The sequence below is a fragment of the Streptomyces sp. NPDC127117 genome, assembly GCF_042677325.1.
GTDB lineage: Bacteria > Actinomycetota > Actinomycetes > Streptomycetales > Streptomycetaceae > Streptomyces.
This window is the reverse complement of sequence record NZ_JBHXTM010000021.1, coordinates 48,957-73,686: the sequence shown is the minus strand read 5'-3', so window position 1 is coordinate 73,686 and position 24,730 is coordinate 48,957. Positions and strand designations below refer to the sequence as shown.

The 24,730-nt window shown below is 69.2% G+C and carries 24 protein-coding genes and 1 tRNA gene; 12 read left to right on the top strand and 13 right to left on the bottom strand.

The features are described 5' to 3' along the window. Nucleotides 1-30: 30 nt before the first annotated feature. The 4 genes from ACFVH0_RS20030 to ACFVH0_RS20015 are packed head-to-tail and all read left to right on the top strand — an operon-like array spanning nt 31 to nt 3,202. Nucleotides 31-213, top strand: coding sequence for a hypothetical protein (locus ACFVH0_RS20030; RefSeq protein WP_266914546.1), 183 nt, complete (start codon nt 31-33; stop codon nt 211-213). Beyond that, entirely contained in the window at nt 210-848 is a 639-nt protein-coding gene (locus ACFVH0_RS20025; RefSeq protein ID WP_385821885.1) for an aminodeoxychorismate/anthranilate synthase component II, read from the top strand. The genes ACFVH0_RS20030 and ACFVH0_RS20025 overlap by 4 nt, the downstream gene beginning before the upstream one ends. Beyond that, on the top strand, nt 845-2,446 hold the full coding sequence (locus tag ACFVH0_RS20020; RefSeq protein WP_385821883.1) for a class E sortase: 1,602 nt from the start codon (nt 845-847) through the stop codon (nt 2,444-2,446). The genes ACFVH0_RS20025 and ACFVH0_RS20020 overlap by 4 nt, the downstream gene beginning before the upstream one ends. 27 nt (nt 2,447-2,473) lie before the next feature. Next, nucleotides 2,474-3,202: a class E sortase gene (locus ACFVH0_RS20015; protein WP_385821881.1), complete on the top strand. Its 729-nt coding sequence runs from the start codon at nt 2,474-2,476 to the stop codon at nt 3,200-3,202. Nucleotides 3,203-3,370: 168 nt separating this feature from the next. Here ACFVH0_RS20015 and pknB read toward each other — a convergent pair whose 3' ends face one another. The 6 genes from pknB to ACFVH0_RS19985 all read right to left on the bottom strand — a co-directional run bounded on the left by pknB (nt 3,371) and on the right by ACFVH0_RS19985 (nt 11,441). Then, nucleotides 3,371-5,353: a Stk1 family PASTA domain-containing Ser/Thr kinase gene (pknB, locus tag ACFVH0_RS20010; protein WP_385821879.1), complete on the bottom strand. Its 1,983-nt coding sequence runs from the start codon at nt 5,351-5,353 to the stop codon at nt 3,371-3,373. A 167-nt stretch (nt 5,354-5,520) separates the two neighbouring features. Continuing rightward, the gene (locus ACFVH0_RS20005) at nt 5,521-6,978 is read right to left on the bottom strand and encodes a penicillin-binding transpeptidase domain-containing protein (RefSeq protein WP_385821877.1); all 1,458 of its coding nucleotides are present in this window, start codon (nt 6,976-6,978) and stop codon (nt 5,521-5,523) included. Continuing rightward, nucleotides 6,975-8,375, bottom strand: a complete 1,401-nt coding sequence (locus tag ACFVH0_RS20000) for an FtsW/RodA/SpoVE family cell cycle protein (protein ID WP_385821875.1) — start codon at nt 8,373-8,375, stop codon at nt 6,975-6,977. The genes ACFVH0_RS20005 and ACFVH0_RS20000 overlap by 4 nt, the downstream gene beginning before the upstream one ends. Before the next feature lie 23 nt (nt 8,376-8,398). Beyond that, complete coding sequence (locus ACFVH0_RS19995) at nt 8,399-9,916, bottom strand: PP2C family protein-serine/threonine phosphatase (protein ID WP_385821873.1); 1,518 nt, start codon at nt 9,914-9,916, stop codon at nt 8,399-8,401. A 129-nt stretch (nt 9,917-10,045) separates the two neighbouring features. Beyond that, nucleotides 10,046-10,561, bottom strand: a complete 516-nt coding sequence (locus ACFVH0_RS19990) for an FHA domain-containing protein (protein ID WP_072487556.1) — start codon at nt 10,559-10,561, stop codon at nt 10,046-10,048. Nucleotides 10,562-10,571: 10 nt separating this feature from the next. Then, nucleotides 10,572-11,441 (bottom strand): FhaA domain-containing protein, encoded by an 870-nt coding sequence (locus tag ACFVH0_RS19985; RefSeq protein ID WP_385821871.1) that lies wholly within the window; start codon nt 11,439-11,441, stop codon nt 10,572-10,574. A gap of 317 nt (nt 11,442-11,758) precedes the next feature. Between ACFVH0_RS19985 and ACFVH0_RS19980 the strand changes: the two genes are divergently transcribed. Continuing rightward, nucleotides 11,759-11,841, top strand: a tRNA-Leu gene (locus ACFVH0_RS19980). 148 nt (nt 11,842-11,989) lie between these two features. On the opposite strand, the gene ACFVH0_RS19975 is transcribed toward ACFVH0_RS19980, so the two are convergent. Further along, complete coding sequence (locus ACFVH0_RS19975; RefSeq protein ID WP_385821869.1) at nt 11,990-12,460, bottom strand: MarR family winged helix-turn-helix transcriptional regulator; 471 nt, start codon at nt 12,458-12,460, stop codon at nt 11,990-11,992. A gap of 88 nt (nt 12,461-12,548) precedes the next feature. Here ACFVH0_RS19975 and ACFVH0_RS19970 point away from each other — a divergent pair, with 88 nt between their 5' ends. The 4 genes from ACFVH0_RS19970 to ACFVH0_RS19955 all read left to right on the top strand — a co-directional run bounded on the left by ACFVH0_RS19970 (nt 12,549) and on the right by ACFVH0_RS19955 (nt 16,829). Further along, nucleotides 12,549-13,703, top strand: coding sequence for a hypothetical protein (locus ACFVH0_RS19970; protein ID WP_385821867.1), 1,155 nt, complete (start codon nt 12,549-12,551; stop codon nt 13,701-13,703). A gap of 148 nt (nt 13,704-13,851) precedes the next feature. Further along, entirely contained in the window at nt 13,852-15,303 is a 1,452-nt protein-coding gene (locus ACFVH0_RS19965; RefSeq protein WP_385821865.1) for a DUF2252 domain-containing protein, read from the top strand. A gap of 58 nt (nt 15,304-15,361) precedes the next feature. Then, nucleotides 15,362-16,438 carry a J domain-containing protein gene (locus tag ACFVH0_RS19960; protein WP_385821864.1) on the top strand — a complete coding sequence of 359 codons (1,077 nt, stop codon included), beginning with the start codon at nt 15,362-15,364 and terminating at the stop codon, nt 16,436-16,438. Nucleotides 16,439-16,484: 46 nt separating this feature from the next. Continuing rightward, the gene (locus ACFVH0_RS19955; RefSeq protein WP_385821862.1) at nt 16,485-16,829 is read left to right on the top strand and encodes a rhodanese-like domain-containing protein; all 345 of its coding nucleotides are present in this window, start codon (nt 16,485-16,487) and stop codon (nt 16,827-16,829) included. Between the two features lie 116 nt (nt 16,830-16,945). On the opposite strand, the gene ACFVH0_RS19950 is transcribed toward ACFVH0_RS19955, so the two are convergent. The 6 genes from ACFVH0_RS19950 to paaA form a co-directional block, all read right to left on the bottom strand. Next, nucleotides 16,946-18,145, bottom strand: a complete 1,200-nt coding sequence (locus tag ACFVH0_RS19950) for an acyl-CoA dehydrogenase family protein (RefSeq protein ID WP_385821860.1) — start codon at nt 18,143-18,145, stop codon at nt 16,946-16,948. Between the two features lie 105 nt (nt 18,146-18,250). Beyond that, entirely contained in the window at nt 18,251-19,309 is a 1,059-nt protein-coding gene (locus ACFVH0_RS19945; protein ID WP_385821858.1) for a 2Fe-2S iron-sulfur cluster-binding protein, read from the bottom strand. Then, nucleotides 19,310-19,816 (bottom strand): 1,2-phenylacetyl-CoA epoxidase subunit PaaD, encoded by a 507-nt coding sequence (paaD, locus tag ACFVH0_RS19940; protein ID WP_266731389.1) that lies wholly within the window; start codon nt 19,814-19,816, stop codon nt 19,310-19,312. It lies immediately after the preceding gene. Further along, a complete protein-coding gene (gene paaC, locus ACFVH0_RS19935; RefSeq protein WP_385821856.1) occupies nt 19,810-20,511 on the bottom strand; it encodes a 1,2-phenylacetyl-CoA epoxidase subunit PaaC in 702 nt (233 codons plus the stop codon). Before paaC ends, paaD begins: the two co-directional genes overlap by 7 nt. Next, entirely contained in the window at nt 20,508-20,798 is a 291-nt protein-coding gene (paaB, locus tag ACFVH0_RS19930) for a 1,2-phenylacetyl-CoA epoxidase subunit PaaB (protein WP_093548044.1), read from the bottom strand. The genes paaC and paaB overlap by 4 nt, the downstream gene beginning before the upstream one ends. Next, nucleotides 20,795-21,811 carry a 1,2-phenylacetyl-CoA epoxidase subunit PaaA gene (gene paaA, locus ACFVH0_RS19925; protein WP_385821854.1) on the bottom strand — a complete coding sequence of 339 codons (1,017 nt, stop codon included), beginning with the start codon at nt 21,809-21,811 and terminating at the stop codon, nt 20,795-20,797. Before paaA ends, paaB begins: the two co-directional genes overlap by 4 nt. A 115-nt stretch (nt 21,812-21,926) precedes the next feature. Here paaA and ACFVH0_RS19920 point away from each other — a divergent pair, with 115 nt between their 5' ends. The 3 genes from ACFVH0_RS19920 to ACFVH0_RS19910 all read left to right on the top strand — a co-directional run bounded on the left by ACFVH0_RS19920 (nt 21,927) and on the right by ACFVH0_RS19910 (nt 24,702). Beyond that, nucleotides 21,927-22,688 carry a DUF5819 family protein gene (locus tag ACFVH0_RS19920; RefSeq protein ID WP_385821853.1) on the top strand — a complete coding sequence of 254 codons (762 nt, stop codon included), beginning with the start codon at nt 21,927-21,929 and terminating at the stop codon, nt 22,686-22,688. Next, nucleotides 22,685-23,935, top strand: coding sequence for an HTTM domain-containing protein (locus ACFVH0_RS19915; protein ID WP_385821851.1), 1,251 nt, complete (start codon nt 22,685-22,687; stop codon nt 23,933-23,935). The genes ACFVH0_RS19920 and ACFVH0_RS19915 overlap by 4 nt, the downstream gene beginning before the upstream one ends. A gap of 86 nt (nt 23,936-24,021) precedes the next feature. Continuing rightward, nucleotides 24,022-24,702 (top strand): TrmH family RNA methyltransferase, encoded by a 681-nt coding sequence (locus tag ACFVH0_RS19910; protein WP_385821977.1) that lies wholly within the window; start codon nt 24,022-24,024, stop codon nt 24,700-24,702. The last annotated feature ends 28 nt before the right edge of the window (nt 24,703-24,730 follow it).

The window sequence follows — 24,730 nt, the reverse complement described above, 5'->3', positions numbered from 1 at the left end:
TCTGGTCTCGTACCGAATGGAGGGGACAACATGTACGGCTGGATCTGGCGGCATCTGCCGGGCAACGCATGGGTGCGTGCGCTCATCTCGCTCGTGTTGGTACTGGCTGTTGTCTACGCGCTTTTCCAGTACGTCTTCCCCTGGGCGGAGCCGCTGCTTCCGTTCGGTGATGTGACGGTCGACGGCTCGACCGGGACGGAGGGCGGCCAGTGAGCGCCCGCATTCTCGTCGTGGACAACTACGACAGCTTTGTCTTCAACCTCGTCCAGTACCTCTACCAGCTCGGCGCCGAGTGCGAGGTGCTGCGCAACGACGAGGTGACCACGGCACACGCCCAGGACGGCTTCGACGGGGTTCTGCTGTCGCCCGGTCCCGGCACCCCGGAGCAGGCGGGCGTCTGCGTCGAGATGGTGCGCCACTGCGCGGCGACGGGCGTCCCGGTCTTCGGGGTCTGCCTGGGGATGCAGTCGATGGCGGTGGCGTACGGCGGCGTGGTCGATCGCGCTCCCGAGCTGCTGCACGGCAAGACCTCGCAGGTGACCCATGAGGGCACGGGCGTCTTCGCGGGCCTGCCGTCCCCCTTCACCGCGACCCGCTACCACTCGCTCGCCGCCGAACCGGACACCGTCCCGGCGGAGTTGGAGGTGACGGCGCGGACCGCCGACGGGATCATCATGGGGCTGCGCCACCGTGAGCTGCCGGTGGAGGGCGTGCAGTTCCACCCGGAGTCGGTGCTGACCGAGCACGGGCACCTGATGCTGGCCAACTGGCTGGTGCAGTGCGGCGACACGGGGGCCGTCGCGCGGTCGGCGGGGCTCGCGCCGGTGGTGGGCAAGGCCGTCGCGTGACTTCGCCCCGCCCCGAGCCCGACGCCGGTCAGGACGGCCCGTACGAGCTAGGGGCGTACGGGGCCGCAGGCGCGTTCGAGGCGGCGGTCGACCGGCTGGCGGACCCGTTGACCGATCCGCTGCCGGGTCCGCGCACCTCGCCGTGGTTCAGGGCAGGCGACGTCCCGGCCGAGTCGACCGGGGCACCGGCAGCCGGGCGGGGGCAGCACCGTGCCCCGGACGGGCCGGCACAGCCGCGACCGGGGTCGGCCCAGGAGCAGGCCCGGACCCAGGCGTCGTACGGGGCGCAGAGCCCCCAGAGTGCTCCGCAGGAGTGGTACGACCCCGAGGGGTTCGCGCGGGACTGGTACGGGCAGCAGGAGGCCGTACCGGCGCCCATGCCGACGCCCGTCCCGGAGCAGGTGGCGCGGCCCACGGCGCGGCCCGTGCCGACGCCCATGCCGCAGCAGCCCGTTCCGCAGCAGCCTGTTCTGCGGCAGCCTGTTCCGGAACAGCCCGTTCTGCGGCAGCCTGATCCGGAGCAGCCCGTTCCGCAGCAGCTTGTTCCGGAGCCGCTGACGCAGCCGCTCGCCGTTGTCTTTCCGGCCGGCGACGAGACGGTCGGTCTGCGGACGGCCGGCAGCCACCGCCCGGACGGCCCGGCGACGACGACCCGGCGGCCGGCTCCGGAATCAGCGGCGGACCCCGACTCGTACTCCACGACTTCGCGCTCTGTGGCTCCGCATTCCGCGACGGACCCCGATCCGGACTCCGACGACACCGATGCGCAGCCGCGTACCGGAGGCCGTGCCGAGCGCCGTCGTGCCGCCAAGGGACGGGGCCGTCGCCGTGCCGATCAGCGGCCGGAGGCCGCAGCGACGGCCGCCACGCAGCCCGACAGGCCGATGTCGCGCGTCGAGGCACGGCGTGCGGCACGCGCGGCCAAGGACAGCCCGGCCGTGGTGGCCAGCCGGGTCACCGGCGAGCTGTTCATCACGCTCGGCGTGCTGATGCTGCTGTTCGTCACCTACCAGCTGTGGTGGACGAACGTGCGCGCCGACCAGTACGCCGGCAAGGAAGCGCACAAGATCCAGGACGACTGGGCGAAGGGCGACCGCAGCCCCGGGGTGTTCGAAGCAGGGCAGGGATTCGCCATCATCCACATCCCCAAGCTGGATGTGGTCGCTCCGATCGCCGAGGGCATCAGCAAGGAGAAGGTCCTCGACCGGGGCATGGTCGGCCACTACAGCGAGGGCACGCTCCGCACCGCGATGCCCTCGGCCAAGCAGGGCAACTTCGCCCTGGCCGGTCACCGCAACACGCACGGCGAGCCGTTCCGCTACATCAACCGGCTGAACCCCGGCGATCTGATCGTGGTCGAGACGCAGGACGCGTACTACACGTACAAGACGGCCAGGACCCTGCCGCAGACATCGCCGTCCAACGTCTCGGTGATCGACCCGGTGCCGCGCGATTCCGGGTTCAACGGGCCGGGCCGGTACATCACTCTGACGACCTGTACGCCGGAATTCACGAGTACGTACCGTTTGATCGTCTGGGGCAAGATGGTCGACGAACGACCGCGCAGCAAGGGGAAGCCCGACGCGCTCGTGGGCTGAATCATCATCACGACAGGGACGGGTGCGGTGACAGCGAGGACCGAGCACGAAGAGCGAACCGGCGAGTCCGCGCCTCCGCCCCGGCGCAGGGGCCGCCATCCCGTCGCGACCGCGGTAAGCCTCTTCGGTGAACTCCTGATCACCGCAGGCCTGGTGCTCGGACTCTTCGTCGTCTACTCCCTCTGGTGGACGAACGTGCTCGCCGACCGCGAGGCCACCAAACAGGGCCACACCATCCGCGACCGCTGGGCGGACGGACCGGGCGCGCTGGACACGAAGGACGGCATCGGTTTCCTGCACGTCCCGTCGATGAAGAACGGCGAGGTGCTGGTCAAGAAGGGCACCGACACCGAGAACCTGAACAACGGCATCGCCGGCTACTACACGGACCCGGTGAAGTCGGCCCTCCCGTGGGACAAGAAGGGCAACTTCACCCTGGCCGCCCACCGCGACGGGCACGGCGCCAAGTTCCACAACATCGACAAGGTGAAGACCGGGGACGCGGTCGTCTTCGAGACCAAGGACACCTGGTACGTCTACAAGGTCTTCAAGGAGCTTCCCGAGACGTCGAAGTACAACGTCGACGTGTTGCAGGCGGTACCGAAGGGCTCGGGCGCGAAGAAGCCCGGCCGCTACATCACGCTGACGACCTGCACGCCGGTCTACACGTCGAAGTACCGCTACATCGTGTGGGGCGAGCTGGTGCGTACGGAGAAGGTGGACAAGGACCGTACGAAGCCGGCTGAGCTGCGCTGACAGCTGGCCCGCGGCCCCCCGGCCGGACGCCCGGCGGGCACGGTCTTCGGGCGGACACGGCCTTCGGCAGGCACGCTCTTTCGGCATGCACGCGGTGCACGCGGTGAGTACGACGAAGGGCCCCGGTCGCCGTGCGGCGCCGGGGCCCTTCGGGGCGGTGCAGCGGTGTCAGCGGTGTCTGCCGGACGGGCCGCCGAAGATGTTGCCGTCTCCGCCGCCCGGCATGGTCACCACGGTGACCGCGCTGTTCTTGTCGACCGGCTGGCCCGCGCCGGGCTGGAAGGTGACGACCTTCGCGTTGTCGTCGTTCGGCCCCTGCACCTGGCCGAGTTGCAGTCCGGCCGCGGTGAGCAGGCCCTTGGCCTCCCCGAGCGTCTTGCCCTGGAGATCCGGAACCGTGGTCTTCTCGGGCTGCTGCGGGCCCTTGGAGACCGTCAGCACGATCTGGGCGGTCAGCGGCTGCATCGAGTCGGCGGGCGGCGTCTGGCTGATCACCTGGTTCGCCGGCTTCTCCGAATCGACATCGGTCCTGGAGACGTTGGTGAAGCCCAGGCCGTTGAGCTGCGCCACGGCCGCGTTGTAGTCCCGGTCGGCGACGTTCGGCACCTTCTGGGTGGCCTGCTTGGCGACCGTGATGGTGACTTCGGAGTTCTTCTCGGCCTTCGAGTTGCCCCCCGGGTTCTGCTTGATGACCGTACCGGCGGTCTTCTCGGACTCGACCGCGGTGACGTTCACCGTGAAGCCCTTGGCTTCGAGGTCCTTGCGCGCCGTCGCCTCGGTCTTCTCCACGACGTCCGGGACATCGACCTTCGGCGCCCCGGTGGAGACGACGACCGTGACGGTTTCCTTCTTCGCCATCGTCTCGTCGTCGCTCGGGGTCTGGCTGCAGATCTTGCCCTTGGGCTGGTCCTCGCAGGGTTCGCGCGAGCCGATCTTCAGGACGACGCCGGCGTTGTCCGCGAGCCGCTGGGCTTCCTTCACGGTCGAACCGACCATGGTCGGCACATCGATCTTGTCGCCGTCGCTGTTGCGGTTGCTGAACACCGACTGGCCGATCAGGATCGCGCCGATCAGCACCAGGACACCCGCGACGATCAGCAGGATCGTCGAGGTGTTGCTCTTCTTCTGGCGGCGGCGGTCCGGGCGGTCGTCGTAGCCGTAGCCGCCGTCGTCCGGGTTGACCGGGGGCAGCATCGACGTCTGCGCGCCGTTCTGGTCCGCGGCGCGCAGCGCGGTGGTCGGCTGGTCGTTGCCGTATCCGTCGTAGCCGCCGTAACCGGCCGCGCCCATCGCCGCGGTGGCGGCGACCGGCTGGCCGTCGAGGCAGGCCTCGATGTCGGCGCGCATCTCGTCGGCCGACTGGTAGCGATAGTCGGGGTCCTTGACCAGGGCCTTCAACACGATCGCGTCCATTTCGGGCGTGATCTCGGGGTCGAAGTTGCTGGGCTTCTGCGGCTCTTCCCGTACGTGCTGGTAGGCGACCGCGACCGGTGAGTCACCGATGAACGGCGGCCGTACCGTCAGCAGTTCGTAGAGCAGACAGCCGGTCGAGTAGAGGTCGGACCGCGCGTCGACCTGCTCGCCCTTGGCCTGCTCCGGGGAGAGGTACTGGGCGGTGCCGATGACGGCGGCGGTCTGGGTCATCGTCATTCCGGAGTCGCCCATGGCCCGGGCGATGCCGAAGTCCATGACCTTGACCTGACCGGTGCGCGTCAGCATGACGTTCGCCGGCTTGATGTCTCGGTGGACGATTCCGGCGCGGTGCGAGTACTCCAGCGCCTGGAGGATGCCGACGGTCATCTCAAGGGTGCGCTCGGGCAGCAGCTTGCGGCCGGAGTGCAGTAGCTCCCTGAGCGTCGACCCGTCGACGTACTCCATCACGATGTACGGGATGGAGACCCCGTCGACGTAGTCCTCGCCGGTGTCGTAGACGGCGACGATCGCCGGGTGGTTGAGCGAGGCGGCGGACTGGGCCTCACGGCGGAACCGGGCCTGGAAGGACGGATCGCGGGCCAGATCGGCGCGGAGCGTCTTCACGGCTACGGTGCGGCCGAGCCGGGTGTCGTGTGCGAGGTAGACCTCGGCCATGCCACCACGGCCGAGCACCGAGCCCAGCTCGTACCGGCCGCCGAGGCGACGCGGCTCTTCCATAACTGTTCCAGCCCTCTCCGTCAGTCCCGACCGCACCGGTGTGTGGTCCGGCGGTGTGCTGCTCGCGCATACGCTACCGGCCGCGCACTACCTGATCGGCCCGGAGTCCGGACCTGATACCTGACCGGTATCCCGATGTGCAGGTATGGCACCCGATGTGATGGGCGTCACTTCTTGCTGTCGATGACCGCCTTCATCACGTCCCGCGCGATCGGGGCGGCCAGGCCGCCACCGGAGATGTCGTCGCGGTTGGCCTGGCTGTCCTCGACGACCACGGCGACGGCGACCGGGGAGCCGCTGTCGGTCTTGGCATACGAGATGAACCAGGCGTACGGGTTCTCACTGTTGTTCAGGCCGTGCTGGGCGGTACCGGTCTTGCCGCCGACAGTGACGCCGTCGATGAGGGCGTTGGTTCCCGTGCCGTTCTTGACGACTGTTTCCATCATCTGCTGGAGCTTCTGCGCGTTCTCGCCCGAGAGGGGCTGGCTGAACTGCTCCTTCTCGTGGGTGTAGATCGCGTCCAGGTTGGGGGCCTGGCGCTCGGCGACCATGTACGGCTGCATCAGCTTGCCGTCGTTGGCCACGGCCGCGGCGACCATCGCCATCTGGAGCGGGGTGGCGCGATTGGATGCCTGGCCGATGCCGGCCATGGCGTTCTGCGGACGGTTGTCCTTGGGGTAGACGCTGGCGTCGGCGCGTACCGGGGTGAAGATCTCCTTGTTGAAGCCGAACTTGCCGGCCTCGTCGATCATCTTCTGGTTGCCGAGGTCATCGCTGATCTTGCCGAAGACGGTGTTGCAGGACCACCGCAGCGCTTCCCGGAGCGTGGCGTTCTCGCACGGGATGTTGCCCTCGTTGGCGAGGTTGCCGGTGGTCAGCGGGAGCCGCCAGGGCAGCGGGGAGTTCGTCTTGTCGTCGATCCCCTTGTACAGCCCGTTCTCCAGGGCCGCGGCGGCGGTGACGACCTTGAAGGTCGAGCCGGGCGGGTAGGTCTCGCGCAATGCCCGGTTGAGCATCGGCTTGTCCTTGTCCTTCAGGAGCTGCTGCCGGGCTTCGGCGTCCTTGAGGGAATTGCCCGCGAAGACCGACGGGTCGTACGAAGGAGTGCTGACCAGGGCCAGGATGGCACCGGTCTGCGGGTCGAGCGCGGCCACGGCGCCCTTCTTGCTGCCGAGTCCCTTGAAGGCGGCCTTCTGGGCGGCGCCGTTGAGGGTGGTGACGATGTTGCCGCCGGTCTTCTTGTCGTTGGTGAAGAGGGACAGCGTGCGGTCGAAGAACAGCTGGTCGCTGTTGCCGGTGAGGATTCCGTCCTCAAGGCTCTCCAGCTGCGAGGCGTCGAACGCCTGCGAGGAGTAGCCGGTGACGGGGGCCCACATGGGGCCGTTCTTCCAGACCCGCTTGTACTTGAAGTCGCTGTCCTTGGTCTCGACGGACCCGGTGACGGGGCTTCCGTCGACGATGATGTTGCCGCGCTCGTGGGCGTACCGCTCGATCTGGACGCGGCGGTTGTGCTCGTTCGCGTTCAGTTCGTCGGCGCGGACGTACTGGAGCCAGTTGACGCGTACCAGGAGAGCGAGGACGAGCAGCCCGCAGAAGATCGCAATCCTGCGAAGGGGCTTGTTCACGGTCGGACCACCTGGGTCATCTCGGCGTCGGGTGAGGGCGCCGGGGCCGGGGCTGGGCGGCGCGCGGTGTCGCTGATGCGGAGCAGGATGCCGATCAAGGCCCAGTTGGCGATGACCGACGATCCGCCGGCCGCCACGAACGGCATGGTCATACCGGTCAGCGGAATGAGCCCCATGACACCGCCGGCGACGACGAAGACCTGGATGGCGAAGGAGCCGGAGAGTCCGATCGCGAGGAGCTTGCCGAAGGGGTCGCGGGCGGCGAGGGCGGTGCGGACGCCGCGCTCGACGATCAGGCCGTAGACGAGCAGGATGGCCATCATTCCGGCGAGGCCGAGCTCCTCGCCGACGGTGGCGAGGATGAAGTCGGAGTTCGCGGCGAAACCGATCAGGTCGGAGTTGCCCTGGCCGAGCCCGGTGCCGAGGGTGCCGCCGGAGCCGAAGGCCATCAGGGACTTGGCCATCTGCTCGCTGGCCGCCAGCTTGCCCCATCCGTCGAACGGGTCGAGCCAGGCGGTGACACGCTGTTGTACGTGGGGTTCGAAGGTGGCCACACCGACGGCGCCGGCGGCGGACATCAGCAGACCGAAGACGATCCAGCTGGTGCGCTCGGTGGCCACGTACAGCATCACGACGAACATGCCGAAGAACAGCAGGGACGAACCCAGGTCGGTCTCGAAGACCAGGATCAGGATCGAGAAGGCCCAGACCATGAGGATGGGGCCGAGGTCACGGCCCCGGGGGAGATAGAGGCCCATGAAACGGCGGCTGGCCAGGGCCAGCGCGTCCCGCTTGACCATGAGATAGCCGGCGAAGAACACCGCAATGATGATCTTGGCGAACTCTCCCGGCTGGATCGTGCCGAGGCCGGGGATCTTGATCCAGATCTTGGCGCCGTTCACCGCGGGGAAGAACATCGGAAGGATCAGCAGGAACAGCGCCACCAGCATGGAGATGTAGGTGTAACGCTGCAGAATGCGGTGGTCCTTCAGGACAAGCAGAACGACGACCAGCAGCGCGATGCCCGCAGCCGAGAACAGCAGCTGCTTGGAGGCGGCGGCCACGAAGTTATCGGTTGCCTGGAACCGTTCGGACTGGTCCAGACGCCAGATGATGGCCAGTCCCAGCCCGTTCAGCAGCGTCGCCAGTGGCAGCAGCAGTGGGTCCGCGTACGGAGCGAATCTGCGGACGGCGAGGTGGCCGATGCCGCCGAGCAGGGCGAGTCCGAGCCCGTATCCGAGCATGCCGGACGGCAGCTTGCCGTTGAGGGCGAGTCCGACGTTGGCATAGGCGAACACCGAGATGGCGACGGCGAAGACCATCAACATCAGTTCGGTGTTGCGACGGCTCGGCGCGTCGATCGCGCCGATCGTGGTCGTGTTGGTGACAACGCTCATGGTGCTGAAGGCCCCCTACGGCTTTACTGCTTACCGCACTGCGGGACCAGCTTTTTCTCTTCCTCCGAGAGGCTGGGACCAGGAGTGGGAGTTTTGGTCGGCTTGGTCTTGGCGGTGTCGGACGTCTTCGCGCCACCGGTGGTCCCGGCGGCATCCGCATCCGCATCCGTACCCGGTGCCTGGGCCTCGTCGGCGCTGGCCTTCTCGGCGGCTCGTCGTTCGGCGTTCTTCCTGCAGGCGGACGCCTGGACGGAAAGTTCGCCGATCTTCTCGCGGGCGGCGGCGATGTTGCCCTCGGCGATGGTCGCCTCGACCTGCTTGCGCTGGTAGGGCGGGAGGTACTTGAGTTCGATCTCGGGGTGGTCCTTCTCGACCTTCGAGAGCGAGACCCAGGCCAGATCCTGGCTGATGCCGCGGAACAGCGCGACGTGTTCGTTCTTCGCGCCGACGTAGAACTGGTTCTGCGTCCAGCGGTAGCCGCCGTAGAGGCCGCCGCCGATGACGGCGAGTGCCAGCACCGTGTACAGGGACCTCTTCAGCCACTTGCGGCCGCCACCGGGCTTGATGAAGTCGTCGTCGGTGTACGTGTCGAAGGAGCCGTCGGGCATCCCGCCGTAGCCGCCGCCGTCGCCGCTTCCGGGCGGGCCGAAGCCCCCCGGGGGCGGCGGTACGGGCCGACCGAGGCCGGCCGCGCGTCCGGCGGGGGTCTGCATGGCGGCCGTGCTCTCGGCGTCGCTCATCTGCGCCGCCTGGTTCTCGGCGACCGCGCCGACGATGACCGGGGTGTCGTTGAACTGAGCGGCCAGGGTGTCGTTGCTGTCGACGTCGAGGACGTCGGCGACGATACAGGTGATGTTGTCGGGGCCGCCGCCGCGCAGGGCGAGCTGGATCAGGTCCTGGATGGTCTCCTGCGGACCCTGGTAGCTGGCGAGCGTCTCTTCCATCGTCTGATGGGAGACGACGCCGGACAGCCCGTCGGAACAGATCAGATAGCGGTCGCCGACCCGGACCTCACGGATGGAGAGATCGGGTTCGACGTGGTCGCCGCTGCCCAGTGCCCGCATCAGCAGGGCGCGCTGCGGGTGGGTGGTGGCCTCTTCCTCGGTGATCCGGCCCTCGTCGACCAACCGCTGCACCCAGGTGTGGTCCTGGGTGATCTGGGTGAGTACGCCGTCGCGCAGCAGGTACGCGCGGGAGTCGCCGACATGGACGAGGCCGAGGCGCTGGCCGGTCCAGAGCAGGGCGGTGAGCGTGGTGCCCATGCCCTCCAGCTGGGGGTCCTCCTCGACCATCATGCGCAGCTGGTCGTTGGCCCGCTGGACCGCGGTACCGAGCGAGGTGAGGATGTCCGAGCCCGGGACGTCGTCGTCGAGCTGGACGAGCGTGGAGATCACCTCGGAGCTGGCGACCTCACCGGCTGCCTGGCCGCCCATGCCGTCGGCGATGGCGAGAAGGCGTGGCCCGGCGTAGCCGGAGTCCTCGTTGCCCTCCCGGATCATGCCCTTGTGCGATCCGGCGGCGAAGCGCAGGGAAAGACTCATGCGCACCTCTCCCGTCGGCTCGGGGTACAGCCGGTCTCGAGCCACACTGCCCACCCTCCGGTCGGGAGCCGGGCGGGGTCCGTTGCCCGGACCGCCGCGGCTCGCTCGCTCCGCTCGCTCATTGTCGTACTACTTCCGCAGCTCGATGACGGTCTTGCCGATCCGGATCGGCGCGCCCAGCGGAACGGGTGTCGGGGTGGTGAGTCGGGTCCGGTCGAGATACGTGCCGTTGGTGGACCCGAGATCCTCGACGATCCACTGGCCGTCACGGTCGGGGTAGATCCTGGCATGCCTGCTGGACGCGTAGTCGTCGTCCAGCACGATCGTTGAATCGTGCGCCCGGCCCAACGTGATGGTCTGCCCCTGGAGCGCCACCGTGGTGCCGGTGAGGCTGCCCTCGGAGACGACCAGCTTTGTGGGTGCCCCCCGGCGCTGCCGGCCCGGCTGCTGGCGTTGCTGCGGCGGCGCCGCAGCATTCTGGCGTGCCTGTGGAGGCCGTGCGTCGTTCGCAGTGCGGCGTGAGCCGCGCTGCGTGACGCGCGTTCCGAACAGGTCACTGCGAATGACCTGAACGGCCACGATCACGAACAGCCACAGAACAGCCAGGAAACCTAGCCGCATGACCGTCAGGGTCAGCTCTGACATTGCCCCCGCTTCACCCTTCGGCTTGCCGGTAAACGATGGTGGTGCTGCCCACGACGATCCGCGAGCCGTCGCGGAGCGTAGCGCGGGTGGTGTGCTGCCCGTCTACCACGATGCCGTTGGTAGATCCGAGATCCTGGATCGTCGAGGGCGTTCCGGTCCGGATCTCACAGTGCCGGCGGGATACGCCGGGGTCGTCGATCCGCACGTCGGCGTCGGTGCTGCGTCCCAGCACCAGCGTCGGGCGGGAGATCTGATGGCGGGTGCCGTTGATCTCGATCCAGCGTCGCACCTGCGCGTTCGGCAGGGGGCTGGGCCCGGCCGGCGGGTGCCGGTCGGTGCTGGATGCTCCGGGCCTGCCGACGCCCGGCGGCGGGGCCGCGGGCATGGGCGGGGCGGAGCTGGGCGGGTACCCGTAGCCGCCGGTGGGTTGCGCGGACCGGCCCGGACCCGGGTAGGGAGGCTGGCCCTGCAGTCCTTGGTGGCCCTGGGGGTCCTGCTGTGACGAACTCGACGCCAGGGTGCGGCTGCGCACCCGGTAGAGCCCGGTGTCGAGGTCGTCGGCCTTCTCCAGGTGGACCTTGATGGGGCCCATGAAGGTGTACCGCTGCTGCTTGGCGTAGTCGCGGACCAGCCCGGAGAGTTCGTCGCCCAGCTGGCCCGAGTACGGGCTGAGCCGCTCGTAGTCAGGGGTGCTGAGCTCGACGATGAAGTCGTTGGGGACGACGGTCCGCTCGCGGTTCCAGATCGTCGCGTTGTTGTCGCACTCGCGCTGGAGGGCTCCCGCGATCTCGACCGGCTGGACCTCGGACTTGAAGACCTTGGCGAAGGTGCCGTTGACCAGACCTTCGAGACGCTGCTCGAAACGCTTCATGACTCCCATGGGGCACCTCCTCCGTTGTAGTCGTCCCTGTACTGCTTACTGATCGTATCCACGCGTCGGGAAATCGGCTGGTTCCCCTTGTCTGCCCTGTGGATGAGTGTCACCTCTCACACGGATCGTAGAGGCGGCCTCCTCACAGTGTCCCGCACCCGGGGTGCACAGAGGAGGAGTGGGGGCGGCCGCTCGGCGTTCCCGGTTCCCTTCAGTCGGCCGGTGAAACAACGGATGTGAATCCACCCTGTCCAGCGTGCTAATCTTCCGGATGTCGCCAGGCGCTCGCACCAAACGGTGAGGGAGAGTCTGGAAACACCACTCTTGCGCGAGTGGCGGAACGGCAGACGCGCTGGCTTCAGGTGCCAGTGTCCTTAGGGACGTGGGGGTTCAAATCCCCCCTCGCGCACAAGGGAGAAGCCCCACAGGCCAACGGCCTGTGGGGCTTCTTCGTTCCCAATTCTGGTCGCGCGTATTCTTTCGCGTTCACTCCCGGATTCTTGTTTCACGTGAAACGTCTTGTTTGAGACGTCCTGGGAGTCGATGGGGCTTTCGGTTCAGGTTCGCGGTGTCTGTGGGGTGGCCGTGGTGGTGTCGCCGGCCGAGTTGTAGCGCAGCAGGTACTCCGCGAACCGGGCGAGATCCTCCTCCGTCCAGTCCGCGAGGCGTTCCTGGTAGGCCGTGCGGCGGCTGGCCTGGGTGGAGGCGAGGGCCTGGGTTCCGGCCGGGGTGGGGTGCAGTACCTGGATCCGGTGGTCGTCCGGGTCCGGATGGCGCTCGACCAGTCCCAGTTTCTCCAGGGTGGCGATCTGCCGGCTGACCGTCGATTTGTCCAGCATGTAGTGGGCGGCCAGATCCGTGGCGCGGCAGCCGTGCCGGTCCTCGATGTGCGCCAGCAGCGTGTACGAGACGAGTGGAAGTTCCGGGTGGAGGCGGGCCGCCGCAGCTCGCGCGCGGCGTGCGAAGGCGGTCAGTTCCCGCTGGATGACGTCCAGCGATTCCTCGCGTTCCTCGTGGGTGTCTGGCACTGTTCCGCCTTCCGTCTCGCGATTCTCCGGTTTCAGTTGTATAGTACAACGAGTTGAGAGTTGTAAAAGCCAACTATTGGAGTTCCGCATGTCCACAGGCCCGAGTGCCGCCTCCGGCTCCACCGCCGCCGCTCTCCGTCATGTGCTGGGCCATTTCGTCACGCCGCTGCTGATGTGCATCGGCATGGGGCTCGCCTATCTCGGGGCCTTCCACGCCCCGGAGCCGCATGATCTCCGGGTGGACGTGGTCGGTTCGGGTCCGAGCGCGCAGGTGCTCGCGCAGACGCTGCAGGACAAGAGCGACGGGGCGCTGAGCGTACGTACCGTTCCCGACCGGGCCGCGGCGGTGGACCACCTGAAGACACAGGCGAGTTACGGTGCCTATCTGCCGGGGAAGCACCCCGAGCTGCTCGTGGCCAGTGCCTCCTCGGACACCAGCGCCACGGTGGTCGAGAAGGTGTTCACCAAGGTCGCCGCCGGACAGGGCGACCCGCTGAAGGTGACGGACACGGCGCCTACCGCGGACGGCGATCCGACCGGCCAGGGCATTTTCTTCCTGCTGGTCGCGGTGAGCATCGGCTCGTACGCGTCGGTCGCGGTCATCGGCGGCGCGGGTGCCGTGCTGGCGCTGCGGATCAGGGCCGCCCTCGCTGTTGCCGCGTCGCTGGTGGTGAGCGTGATCGGAGTGGTGTTCGCGGGGCCGCTGTTCGGCCTCGTGGACCACGGGCTCGGCGGTTTGTGGGCGATGGCTTGGCTGTACTCCGCGGGCATCCTGCTGATCGGCGTCGGACTGCACACCTTCCTCAAGCGGTGGACGACGCTCGGCCTGATGGTGCTGTTCGTGATGCTCAACTTCACCAGCTCCGGCGGCATCTTCCGGCCCGAACTCCAGCCCGGCTTCTTCGCCTCGCTGCACTCCTTCTGGAACGGTGCGGGCTTTGTCGAGGGCGTACGCAGCCATGTGTACTTCGGCGGACACGGGCTCGGCCGGCATGTGCTGGTGCTCGCGCTCTGGTTCGTGGTGGGGCTGGCCCTGATCGGCCTGGCGGGCCTGGCGGAGTCGAAGCGGCGGAAGGCCGCGGTGGAGACGGCGGCGGCCGACGGCGGCGCCGTCGTGGGTTCCGCCGAGGCCGGCGGGGCGCACGGGCCCAAGCACGCCGCCAGGGCCGGGGCCGGAACCCGGACCGAGGCGGGCGACGCGGAGGAGATCGAGGAGGAGTTGGAGGAAGCCGTCGGCGTCTGACCAGGACGGATCGTTGTCCACAGGCCGCGCGGTGGGTTTTCCACAGGGGGAGACGACTCTCGGCCGACGGCGGTACCTTCGTCGCAATTGATCTGCGACAGGGCGTCGGGCCAAAAGCGCAGGGCGAGAGCGGGGGAGGCTGCGCGCCATGGGTGACATCGAAGTGACAGTGCCGGTCCAGCGGGCCGTGACGGGTGTTCCGCGGATTCCGGTCGTGCCCGGATTCGCGCGGCGGGCGGCTGCGACGGGCGGGGGCGCGGCACAGTCGCCGAAGGCGGCGGGCAAGGCGTTGCGGGAGCAGGTGCCCAGGGCCTCGCACGCGCTCCTGGACCTGCCGTCCGGCCGGCCCGACGCGGTGCGGGCGGTCGAGGAGTCGAGCCGGGGCAGAGTGCCCGCTCTCACTCCGATCCGGGTGGGGCGGATGGCGGCCACGCCCTTCGCCTTTCTGCGCGGTTCGGCCGGGCTGATGGCCCATGACCTGATGGGCACACCGGTCAGCGGGGTGGGCGCCCAGCTCTGCGGCGATGCGCACGCGGCCAACTTCGGGCTGTACGGCGATGCGCGGGGCAGCCTGGTCATCGATCTCAACGACTTCGACGAGACCGTGTACGGCCCGTGGGAGTGGGACCTCAAGCGTCTGGCCACCTCGCTGGTGCTCGCGGGGCGCGAGGCCGGGGCGGACGAGGACACCTGCCGGCAGGGCGCGTACGACACGGTGGGCGCCTACCGGCGGACGATGCGGCTGCTGGCCAAGTTGCCCGCGCTCGACGCCTGGAACGCCATCGCGGATGAGGAGTTGGTCTCGCACACGGATGCGCGGGATCTCCTGGGCACTTTGGAGCGGGTCTCGGAGAAGGCCCGCAACAACACCAGCGCCCGCTTCGCGGCCAAGTCCACCGAGGACTCCGGGGACGGCGGACGCCGCTTCATCGACGCGCCGCCGGTGCTGCGGCGGGTGCCGGACGAGGAAGCCGCGGCGGTCGCGGCGGGGCTCGGCGACTATCTGGGCACGCTCTCGGAGGACAGGGTTCCGCTTCTTGCCCGGTACGCGATCCACGACGTGGCGTTCCGGGTGGTCGGTACCGGGAGCGTCGGCACCCGGTCGTACGTGGTGCTCCTGCTCGATCACCGCGGCGAGCCCCTGGTGCTCCAGGTGAAGGAGGCGCGGCCCTCCGTGCTGGCGCCGTACTTGCCGGTGGTCGGCTTCGATGTGCCGGAGGTGGCGCATGAAGGGCGCCGGGTGGTGCTCGGGCAGAAGCGGATGCAGGTGGTCAGCGACATCCTGCTGGGCTGGGCGACGGTGGACGGGCGCCCGTTCCAGGTCCGGCAGTTCAGGAACCGCAAGGGCAGCGTGGACCCGGCGGCGCTGGCGGCCGATCAGGTCGACGACTACGGCCGGATGACCGGTGCGCTGTTGGCGCGGGCCCATGCGCACAGCGCGGATCCTCGGCTGCTCGCGGGCTACTGCGGCAAGAACGAGGAACTGGACGAGGCGGTGTCGGCGTTCGCGGTCACCTACGCGGACCGTACGGAGGCGGACCACGCCGAGCTGGTGCGGGCCGTCGGGGCGGGGCGGATAGCCGCCGAACTGGGCGTCTGAGGGGGATCGGGCCGACCGCGCGTCCTCGGGACGTGGGCGGTGGCCATACGCTGGACGGGTGACCCACGAAGCCGCCGGGGTGCCGACCACCCGGAACGACGATGACCGGCAGGACAACGACCGGCAGCGCGAGCAGCATGCCCCGAGCGAGCCGCTTGAGCAGCAGGGGCAGGGCGAGCCGTCGGCGCAGCACGGGCCGGCCGGTGCCGGTCCGGAGGCCGGTGCTGATGGTGGTTCCGGAGCCGCTGCGAGCAGTGCCGGGGTCGGGGCTGCTGAGGGGGCCGCCGGTGGGTCAGCGGGCGACGCCGGCGGACCATCGGGCGGGGAGGCCGGTGTCGGGACGGATGGTCGTGCTGAGGGGGAGCGCCCCGAGGCCCGGCTCGCGAGGGCGGTTCGGGCGGCGGAGCAGGCGCTGATCGAGTTCGAGATCGCGGTCGAGACCTTCCGGGTCGAGGTCGAGAACTTCTCCCGGCTGCATCACCAGAAGCTCGGGCCCATGTACACCCGCCTCGATGAGCTCGACGCACAGATCGCGGAGGCCCGGGCCGCCAGGACGGGCGATCCGGAGGACATCCGCAAGGCGCAGGAGGCCCGGGCGGTCGTGATGCCGATGCCGGGCGTCGAGGAGCTGTTCCACGACTGGATCGACTCCGACGGGCTGTCCCCCGAGGCTGCGGCGATGCTGACCGAGCAGCCGGTCCGGCCGCCCAAGCGGGTCCGGCCGACCGAGGAGGCTCGCAAGCTCTACCGCGACCTGGCACGCCAGGCCCACCCGGACCTGGCGCAGGACGAGACGGAGCGGGCCCGCCGGGACGAGTTCATCGCCCGGGTGAACGCCGCGTACGGTCGGGGGGACGAGGCTCTCCTGAGGGAGCTGGCGCAGGAATGGGCGGCGGGTCCGGCGGCCCCGGAGACGGAGCTCAGCGAGAGCGAGGAGCTCTACGCACGGCTGAACTGGCTGACCCAGCGCAAGGAGCTTCTGACGGTGCTCGCCCAGGAGCTGGAGGAGAGCGCGATCGGGTCCATGCTGCGGATGGCGCCGGACGATCCGGACCGGCTGCTCGACGAGATCGCCGAGCAGCTGCTGGGCGAGGTCGCGCAGCGCGAGGCGGAGCTGGCGGGCATGGTGCAGTAGCGTTCCGGGTGACTCTGGAGCGTACGTACGAGAGAAGGCATGACCCATGAATTTCGCCCCGCTGCCCTCGGTGGACGTTGCGGCGGTTCCGTCGGACGGCTTCGTGCTGGACGTCCGGGAGGACAACGAGTGGGCGGCCGGACATGTCGAGGGCGCCCTGCACATCCCGATGAGTGACTTCGTGGCCCGCTTCGGAGAGCTGACCGAGGCGGCCGACGACGGACGGCGCGTGCACGTCATGTGCCGGGTCGGTGGCCGGTCGGCCCAGGTCACCCAGTATCTGGTGCAGCAGGGCGTCGACGCCGTGAACATCGACGGCGGGATGCTCGCCTGGGACGGCGCCGGACGCCCGATGGTCACGGAAAGCGGCGACCCGGCGTTCGTGCTCTGAGCCGGGGAGCTGTTCTGAGTCTGATCACGCGTTCCGGTCCGGGGAGCTGTTTTCCGGGCCGGGGACTGTTCCGGGCCGGGGTGCCGCTCCTGCTCGGGGGGCGGCACCGGCCGGGGTCAGTCGAGCAGGTGCGCGGCCAGGAGATCGCCCAGTGCCTCCTCGTGTGCCGCCGCCGGGCCGAGGGACAGCTCGATCTGCTTCGCCCAGGCGTGGAAGCGGTGCAGCGGGTAGTCCGTGTCCGCGCCGAAACCGCCGTGAAGATGCTGTGCCGTCTGTACGACCCGGCGGACGCCGTCCGAGGCCCAGATCTTCGCCACGGCGATGTCGCCCTCGGCGGGCAGTGCTCCGTCGGCCCCGGTGGCGATCCGCCAGGCCGCCTGCCAGAGCGTCACCTCCATGGCACGCAGGTCGATGTACCGGTCCGCCGCCTGCACCGCGACGGACTGGAACGTTGCCACCGGGAAGCCGAACTGCTCGCGTTTGCCGGTGTATTGGCTCGTCATGGCGAGCACGGCCTCACCCAGGCCCAGTGCGAGCGCGCACGTCCCGGTGGTGAGGATCGCGCGCAGCCACTCCCAGGCCCCGGCACCGTCGATCAGGGCGCGGTCGTCGATCCGTACCGACTCCAGCCGGACCTCGGCAAACCGTTCGCCGCTCGTGGAGACCTGCTCGGCCAGGGTGACGCCGTCCTGGCCGGGCCGGATCAGGGCGATGACCGCCCGGCCCTCGTCCGTATGGGCCGGAATCGCGATCCAGTCCGCTGCCTGCCCCCACGGCACTGCTGACTGCATCCCGTCGAGCACCCAGCCGGCACCCTCGCCGGCAGGGGCAGCGGCGGCCCCGCCGGGGGGCATGCCGTTCCTGATGGTTCCCGTCGTCGCTTTCCGGCGGGCCTTGACGGCGCGTTCGGCCGGATCGTGGCCGGAGCGGCCGTTGGCCCCGGCGGTGAGGACCAGCTCACCCCGGCCGATCCGGGGCAGCAACTCGGCGGCCAGCCGCGGGTCTCCGTACCGCTGGAGCGCCATTGCGACCGCACAGGTCTCCAGCAGCGGCACTCTCGCGAGCACCTTGGCGGACTCGCGCAACACCAGGCACAGCGCGACGAGATCGAGCCCGGCGCCGCCGTGCTCCGGCAGCAGCGTAAGACTCAGCAGGTCGCTCGACGCGAGCCCGGCCCACAGCGGGCGGTCGATGTCCTCGGCCACCGCGCCCGGCACCAGAGCGGGGCTGGGAACCCCGTCCGGTACGACTCCCGAGAAGACAGCTCGCGCTGCCTCCGCGGCCGCCTGCTGTTCCTCGGTGAAGGTGAAGTCCACTGTCCTGGCCTCCCGTTGACCGATGCCCGACCGAATCTGACGGATCGTCAAGATAGAACAGGTTCTACGAGAAGGGAACACGGGAGGGAGAGGCGACGGGATCGGTCAGCGGTCGAAGTCGAGCTCCACCTCCGGCGTGACCGGATGGGACTGGCACGCCAGCACATAGCCCGCGCCCGTTTCTTCGGGCTCCAACGCGAAGTTGCGATCCATCCGCACCTCGCCCGAGACCAGGAACGCCCGACAGGTCCCGCACACCCCGCCCTTGCAGGCGTACGGTGCGTCGGCGCGGCTGCGCAGCACGGTCTCCAGCAGCGACTCGCCCTCCTCCACGGGCCAGGTGCCGGAGCGGCCGTCCAGGGTCGCGGTGAGTCTGCTGTGGGCCGGTGATTCGATCCGGCGGCGGGCCGAGGCGCTCGGGCCGTCGTCCACATGGAAGATCTCCTGGTGGATGCGGGTCCGGTCGACGCCCAGGCCGCGCAGTGCCCGGTCCGCGGCCAGGACCAGCCCGAACGGCCCGCAGAGATACCAGCCGTCCACCTCTGCCGTCGGAAGCAGCGCGGGCAGCAGCTCGGTGAGACGGTCCTGGTCCAGCCGGCCGGAGGGCAGACCCGCCTGCTGCTCCTCCCTGGAGAGCACCGTGACCAGTTGGAACCGGTCCGGATAGCGGTCCTTGAGGTCGGCGACCTCGTCCAGGAACATCGTCGAGAGCGCTGTCCGGTCGCTGCGGATCAGGCAGAAGTGGGCGTCGGGTTCCCGCGCCAGCAGCGTGGCCGCGATCGACAGCACCGGCGTGATCCCGCTGCCCCCGACGATTGCCGCGAAGCGTCCGGCGCGGGGCGCCAGCACGAAGCGGCCCATCGGAGACATCGCCTCGACCACGTCACCGACGGCGAGTTCCTTCAGGGCGTACGTGGAGAAGGCGCCACCGTCGACGAGCCGGATGCCCACCCGCAGCACCGGATCGGCCGGTTCCTCGACGGCCGGGGAGCAGATCGAGTACGAGCGGCGGATCTCCTCGCCGTCGACCGTGTACCGGACATTGAGATGCTGACCGGGCTTGTGGCGGAAGGTCTCCCGCAGCTCGGGCGGCACGGCGAGGGTGACGGCCACCGAATCGTCCGTGAGCCGTTCGATGGTGCGGACCCGGAGCGGATGGAACATCTACAACTCCTTGAAGTGGTCGAACGGTTCGCGGCACGTCACGCAGCGGCGCAGCGCCTTGCACGCGGTGGAGGAGAACCGGCTCAGTAGCTCCGTGTCGGTCGAGCCGCAGTGCGGGCAGCGCACCGAGAGCGTGAGCGGCACCGGGCCGCCCGCGGGGGCCGTGACGTCGTGCGGGCGCGGGGGCGCTATGCCGAACTCCGCCAGCTTACGCCGCCCTTCCGCGCTGATGTCGTCCGTGGACCAGGCCGGTGAGAGCACCGTGACCACGGAGACCTCCGGTATGCCGTGGTCGTGCAGCACTCGCTCGATGTCCGCGGACATCGCCTCGATCGCGGGGCAGCCCGTGTACGTCGGGGTGAGGCGCACGGTGACCTTGCCGGGGGCGAGGACGTCCACGCCCCGGAGCACACCGAGCTCGTCCAGCGTCAGCACCGGCAGCTCGGGGTCGGGCACGGAGCCTGCGAGGCGGTGCAGCTCCTCCTCCAGGAGTGTCTCGGTCACCATGACGCCCCCGGGTGGCTGCGATGCAGATGCTGCATCTCGGCGATCATGCGGCCGAAGGGTTCCGTGTGGATGCCCTGGCGCCCCGCACCCGCCGTCCAGGCCCCGGACTGCGGACCGTCCGGAAGCGTCAGCGTGGCACGGTCCAGCACCGCGGCGACGGACTCCAGCCAGTCGCTCCGCAGCGACTGCCAGTCGATCTCCAGGCCCTCGACGGGCTCGAACAGCTCGCCGGTGAACCGCCAGAGCGCGTCCACGCCGCGCTGCATCCGCTCATGGCTCTCCTCCGTGCCGTCGCCGAGCCGCAGCGTCCAGTGCTCCGCGTGGTCCTGGTGGTACGCGACCTCCTTGACGGCCTTCGCCGCCAGGCCGGCGAACGCGCTCCCGCCCGAGGCCAGCTGCTCGTAGAGCGGCCGCTGATAGGCGGAGAAGTAGAGCTGGCGGGCGATGGTGCGGGCGAAGTCGCCGTTCGGCTGCTCGACCAGCTGGACGTTGCGGAAGGCCCGCTCCTCGCGCAGATACGCCAGCTCGTCCTCGTCCCCGACCATGGAGAGCAGCAGTCGGGCCTGGCCCAGCAGGTCAAGGGCGATGTTGGCCAGGGCCACCTCTTCTTCCAGCACGGGCGCATGGCCCGCCCACTCCCCCAGCCGGTGCGAGAGCACCAGCGCGTCGTCGCCCAGGGCGAGGGCCGCGGTCACAGGTGCTTCACCCCTTCCGGGATCTCGTAGAACGTCGGATGCCGGTACGGCTTGTCACCGGCCGGCTCGAAGAAGGAGTCCTTCTCGTCCGGAGAGGAGGCCGTGACCTGTGCGGACGGGACCACCCAGATCGAGACGCCCTCGGAGCGGCGCGTGTACAGATCGCGTGCGTTGCGCAGGGCCATCTCCGCGTCCGGGGCGTGCAGGCTGCCTGCGTGGGTGTGGGAAAGCCCGCGGCGGGAGCGCACGAACACCTCCCACAGTGGCCATTCGGTCGAGCTGCTCATGCTGTCGCCTCCCCGTTCCTCGCTGCTGTGTGTGTCGCTGTGTGCTTCTCGGCGTAGGCAACCGCCGCGTCGCGGACCCAGGCGCCCTCCTCGTGCGCCCGGCGGCGCTGGGTGAGGCGCTGCTCGTTGCACGGGCCGTTGCCCTTGAGGACCTCCTGGAACTCCTTCCAGTCGATCGCCCCGAAGTCGTGCTGTCCGCGCTCCTCGTTCCACCGGAGGTCCGGGTCCGGGAGGGTGAGCCCCAGCGCCTCGGCCTGCGGGACACAGATGTCCACGAAGCGCTGCCGCAGCTCGTCGTTGGAATGCCGCTTGATCTTCCAGGTCATCGACTGCGCCGAGTGGGCCGAAGCGTCGTCCGGCGGGCCGAACATCATCAGGGACGGCCACCACCAGCGGTTCACCGCGTCCTGCGCCATCTCGTGCTGCGCGGCGGTGCCGTTGCTGAGGGCGAGCAGCAGCTCGTACCCCTGGCGCTGGTGGAAGGACTCCTCCTTGCAGATGCGGACCATCGCCCGGGCGTACGGGCCGTAGGAGCAGCGGCACAGCGGCACCTGGTTGGTGATCGCGGCGCCGTCCACGAGCCAGCCGATCGCGCCGACGTCCGCCCAGGTCAGCGTCGGGTAGTTGAAGATCGATGAATACCTCTGGCGGCCCGCGTGGAGCTTGTCGAGCAGCTCCTCGCGGCCGGTGCCGAGGGTCTCCGCCGCGCTGTACAGATAGAGCCCGTGGCCCGCCTCGTCCTGCACCTTGGCCATCAGGATCGCCTTGCGGCGAAGCGAGGGCGCGCGCGAGATCCAGTTGGCCTCCGGCTGCATGCCGATGATTTCGGAGTGGGCGTGCTGGGCCATTTGCCTGACCAGCGAGGCCCGGTACGCATCGGGCATCCAGTCGCGTGGCTCGATGCGCTCGTCCGCCGCCACCGCGGCGTCGAATACCGCCTCCAGGGCCGCGTCCACCCCTTCGGGCCTGTCTGCTCCCGCCTGCGCTGTCTGGTCCGCAGTCACTGCCGCCATCCCGGGCTCCCTACCGACCGATCGTTCGGTTCAATGTCTTCAATGGTGAGTCGGGGGCCCGTAGGGTGTCAACCCTGTGGATAACTGACCGGGGATCGACGGGGATCGGGGCGGGATGGATTCGTACGACGACAGGGGCTCCGAAAGCGGGAACGGGAGCCCCGAGCCAGGGTCGGATCGGGTCGAGGACGAGCCTTCCGGTGCTGGTCAGGCCCTGGAGTCGGATCCTCGTGACGGGATGGCCGCCCTGTCTCTTCCGTACCAGATCGTCGCCGCGGTCGCACTGTCGGTGATCGGGCTGGTCGCCTGTGGACAGCTGGTCATGGTGTTTCTGCACGTCGCGCCCTCCAACACCCTGACCAAGCAGCACGGCGAAGTGGTCGACGAGTGGGTCTATCCCGAGTTCGAGCAGAACTGGAAGCTCTTCGCCCCGAATCCGCTCCAGCAGAACATCGCCGTTCACGTACGGGCCGAGATAGCCGGCGCGGACGGTCGCCGCACCACCCCCTGGATGAGCCTTTCGGGCGAGGACGGCAAGGCGATACGCGGCAATCTCCTCCCCAGCCACGTCGATCAGAACGAACTCCGCCGCGGCTGGGACTTCTACCTCAGCTCCCACGACAACGAGAACCGGGCCAATGGCCTTCGCGGTCAGCTCTCCGAGCGCTACATCCGCCGCATCGTGATGCTGCGCCTCGGCGAACACGACTACGGCGGCACCGTCGAGCGCATCCAGGTCCGTTCCGAGGTGCGGTCCGTCGCGGCGCCCGCGTGGAGCGAGGAGAAGATCAGTACGCGGCCGTCCTACCGGGTACTGCCGTGGTGGACGGTCACTCCCGGTGACCTTCCCGAGAACGCCGAGGGGGCGGACAAGTGACTGCCACTCCCGACCGCAAGGCCGACCACAAGGTCGCCCGCGGTATCCAGCGCATCACCTCCACGGCCCTCGGTAAGTACCAGAGTGCCGTCATCCGGATCGGTTTCTCGGCCACCTATCTGTTCTTCCTGCTGCGCGAGCTGCCGCACCGCCACGAGATGTACGGACCCGACGCCCCGTGGCGCTGGGACATGGCGCAGCAGCTGATATCCGGCAACCAGTCGTTCACCGCGCTCATGTGGTCGGACAACACCATCTGGTTCGAGGTCGTGTACGCGGTCGCGCTGATCTCCGCGGCGCTGCTGATGGTCGGCTGGCACACCCGCGCCATGTCGGTCCTCTTCATGGCCGGTGTGCTCTCCCTGCAGAACCGCAGCATCTTCATGGGCGACGGCGGCGACAACGTCATCCACCTCATGGCGATCTATCTGGTGCTCACGCGCTGCGGGCAGGTCTGGTCGCTGGACGCCCGGCGGGCGGCGCGGCAGGAGCGTGCGGAGGCGGACGGGGCGCGGGGCCCGGTGCTCGGCAATGTGGCCGGTCCGGTGCTCTGGGCGGTGCTCGGCCTCGTGCTGATCGTGGCCAGTGTGACGGACGGGCTCGGCGGTACCTGGTGGCTGCCGACCCTGCTCTGGTTCCTGTGGGTCGGCGAGGGTTCCTGGTGGGCCGTGAACCGCTTCGCACCGCGGAGTCAGTCGCGGATCCTGCTCGATGTCGTCGCCAACCTCGCCCACAACGCGACCCTCGTCGTGATCATGGCCGAGGTCTGTCTGATCTACGCCACCGCGGGGTGGTACAAGATCCAGGGTTCGCGCTGGCAGGACGGCACGGCGCTGTACTACCCGCTCAAGCTCGACTACTTCACGCCCTGGCCCGGACTGTCGGACATCCTCGCCTCCAACGCCGTGATGGTGATGGTGCTCACCTACGGCACGGTCATCGTCCAGGTCGCGTTTCCCTTCACCCTCTTCAACCGGCGGGTCAAGAACGTTCTGCTCGTCGCCATGATGCTTGAGCACGCCGGCATCGCTCTGCTGCTCGGGCTGCCCTTCTTCTCCATGGCGATGATCGCCGCCGACTCCGTCTTCCTGCCGACCGTCTTCCTGGTCTGGCTCGGTGGCCGGGTGACCCTCGCCAGGGGGCTGCTGTTCCCGGCCCGGAGAAAGGTGCCCGGGCCGCGGCCTGGCGAGGATGACGAGGAGGCCCCGCAGCACAGCGGCGACGGGGGCCATACGCTCGTCGGGTGAGCAGTGAGAGCGGCAGTACGGGCAGCGCAGGCAGTGGCGGCGGGGAATCGTTGATCGAGGAGGCCGCCGGGCTTGAGGTGCCCGTGGTGTCCGCGGCACCGGCGGGGCCCGGTGCGGACGCGGAACCGGCACAGTACGACGACGGGTTCGGGACGGAGATCGGCGTCGGCCCGCACCCGTTGCCCTGGCCCGTGGACGAGCGGTACGACCCCGAGCTGCTCGCCCACGGCGACCGGCGCAACGTGGGTGACGGCTACCGGTACTGGACCCGGGAGGCGATCGTCGCCGATCTGGATCTGCGGCGCCACGACTTCCACGTCGCGGTCGAGAACTGGGGCCACGACTTCAACATCGGCTCCGTGGTGCGCACGGCGAACGCTTTTCTCGCCAAGGAGATCCACATCGTGGGGCGGCGGCGCTGGAACCGGCGCGGTGCGATGGTCACCGACCGGTACCAGCATGTGCGGCACCACCCCGACACGGAGTCGCTGACCGCGTGGGCCGAGTCCGAGGGCCTGCCGATCATCGGGATCGACAACCTGCCGGGGGCGGTGCCGCTGGAGCGGACCGAGCTGCCCCGGCGCTGCGTACTGCTCTTCGGGCAGGAGGGGCCAGGGCTCACCGAGGAGGCCCGTAAGCACGCGGCGATGGTGTGCTCCATCGCGCAGTTCGGATCGACGCGGTCGATCAACGCGGGGGCCGCGGCAGCCATCGCCATGCACGCGTGGGTGCAGCGCTACGCGGAGATCCCCGAGGCGGGGAGCTAGGGCCTCTCGTTTGGATCAGGCCGGATCA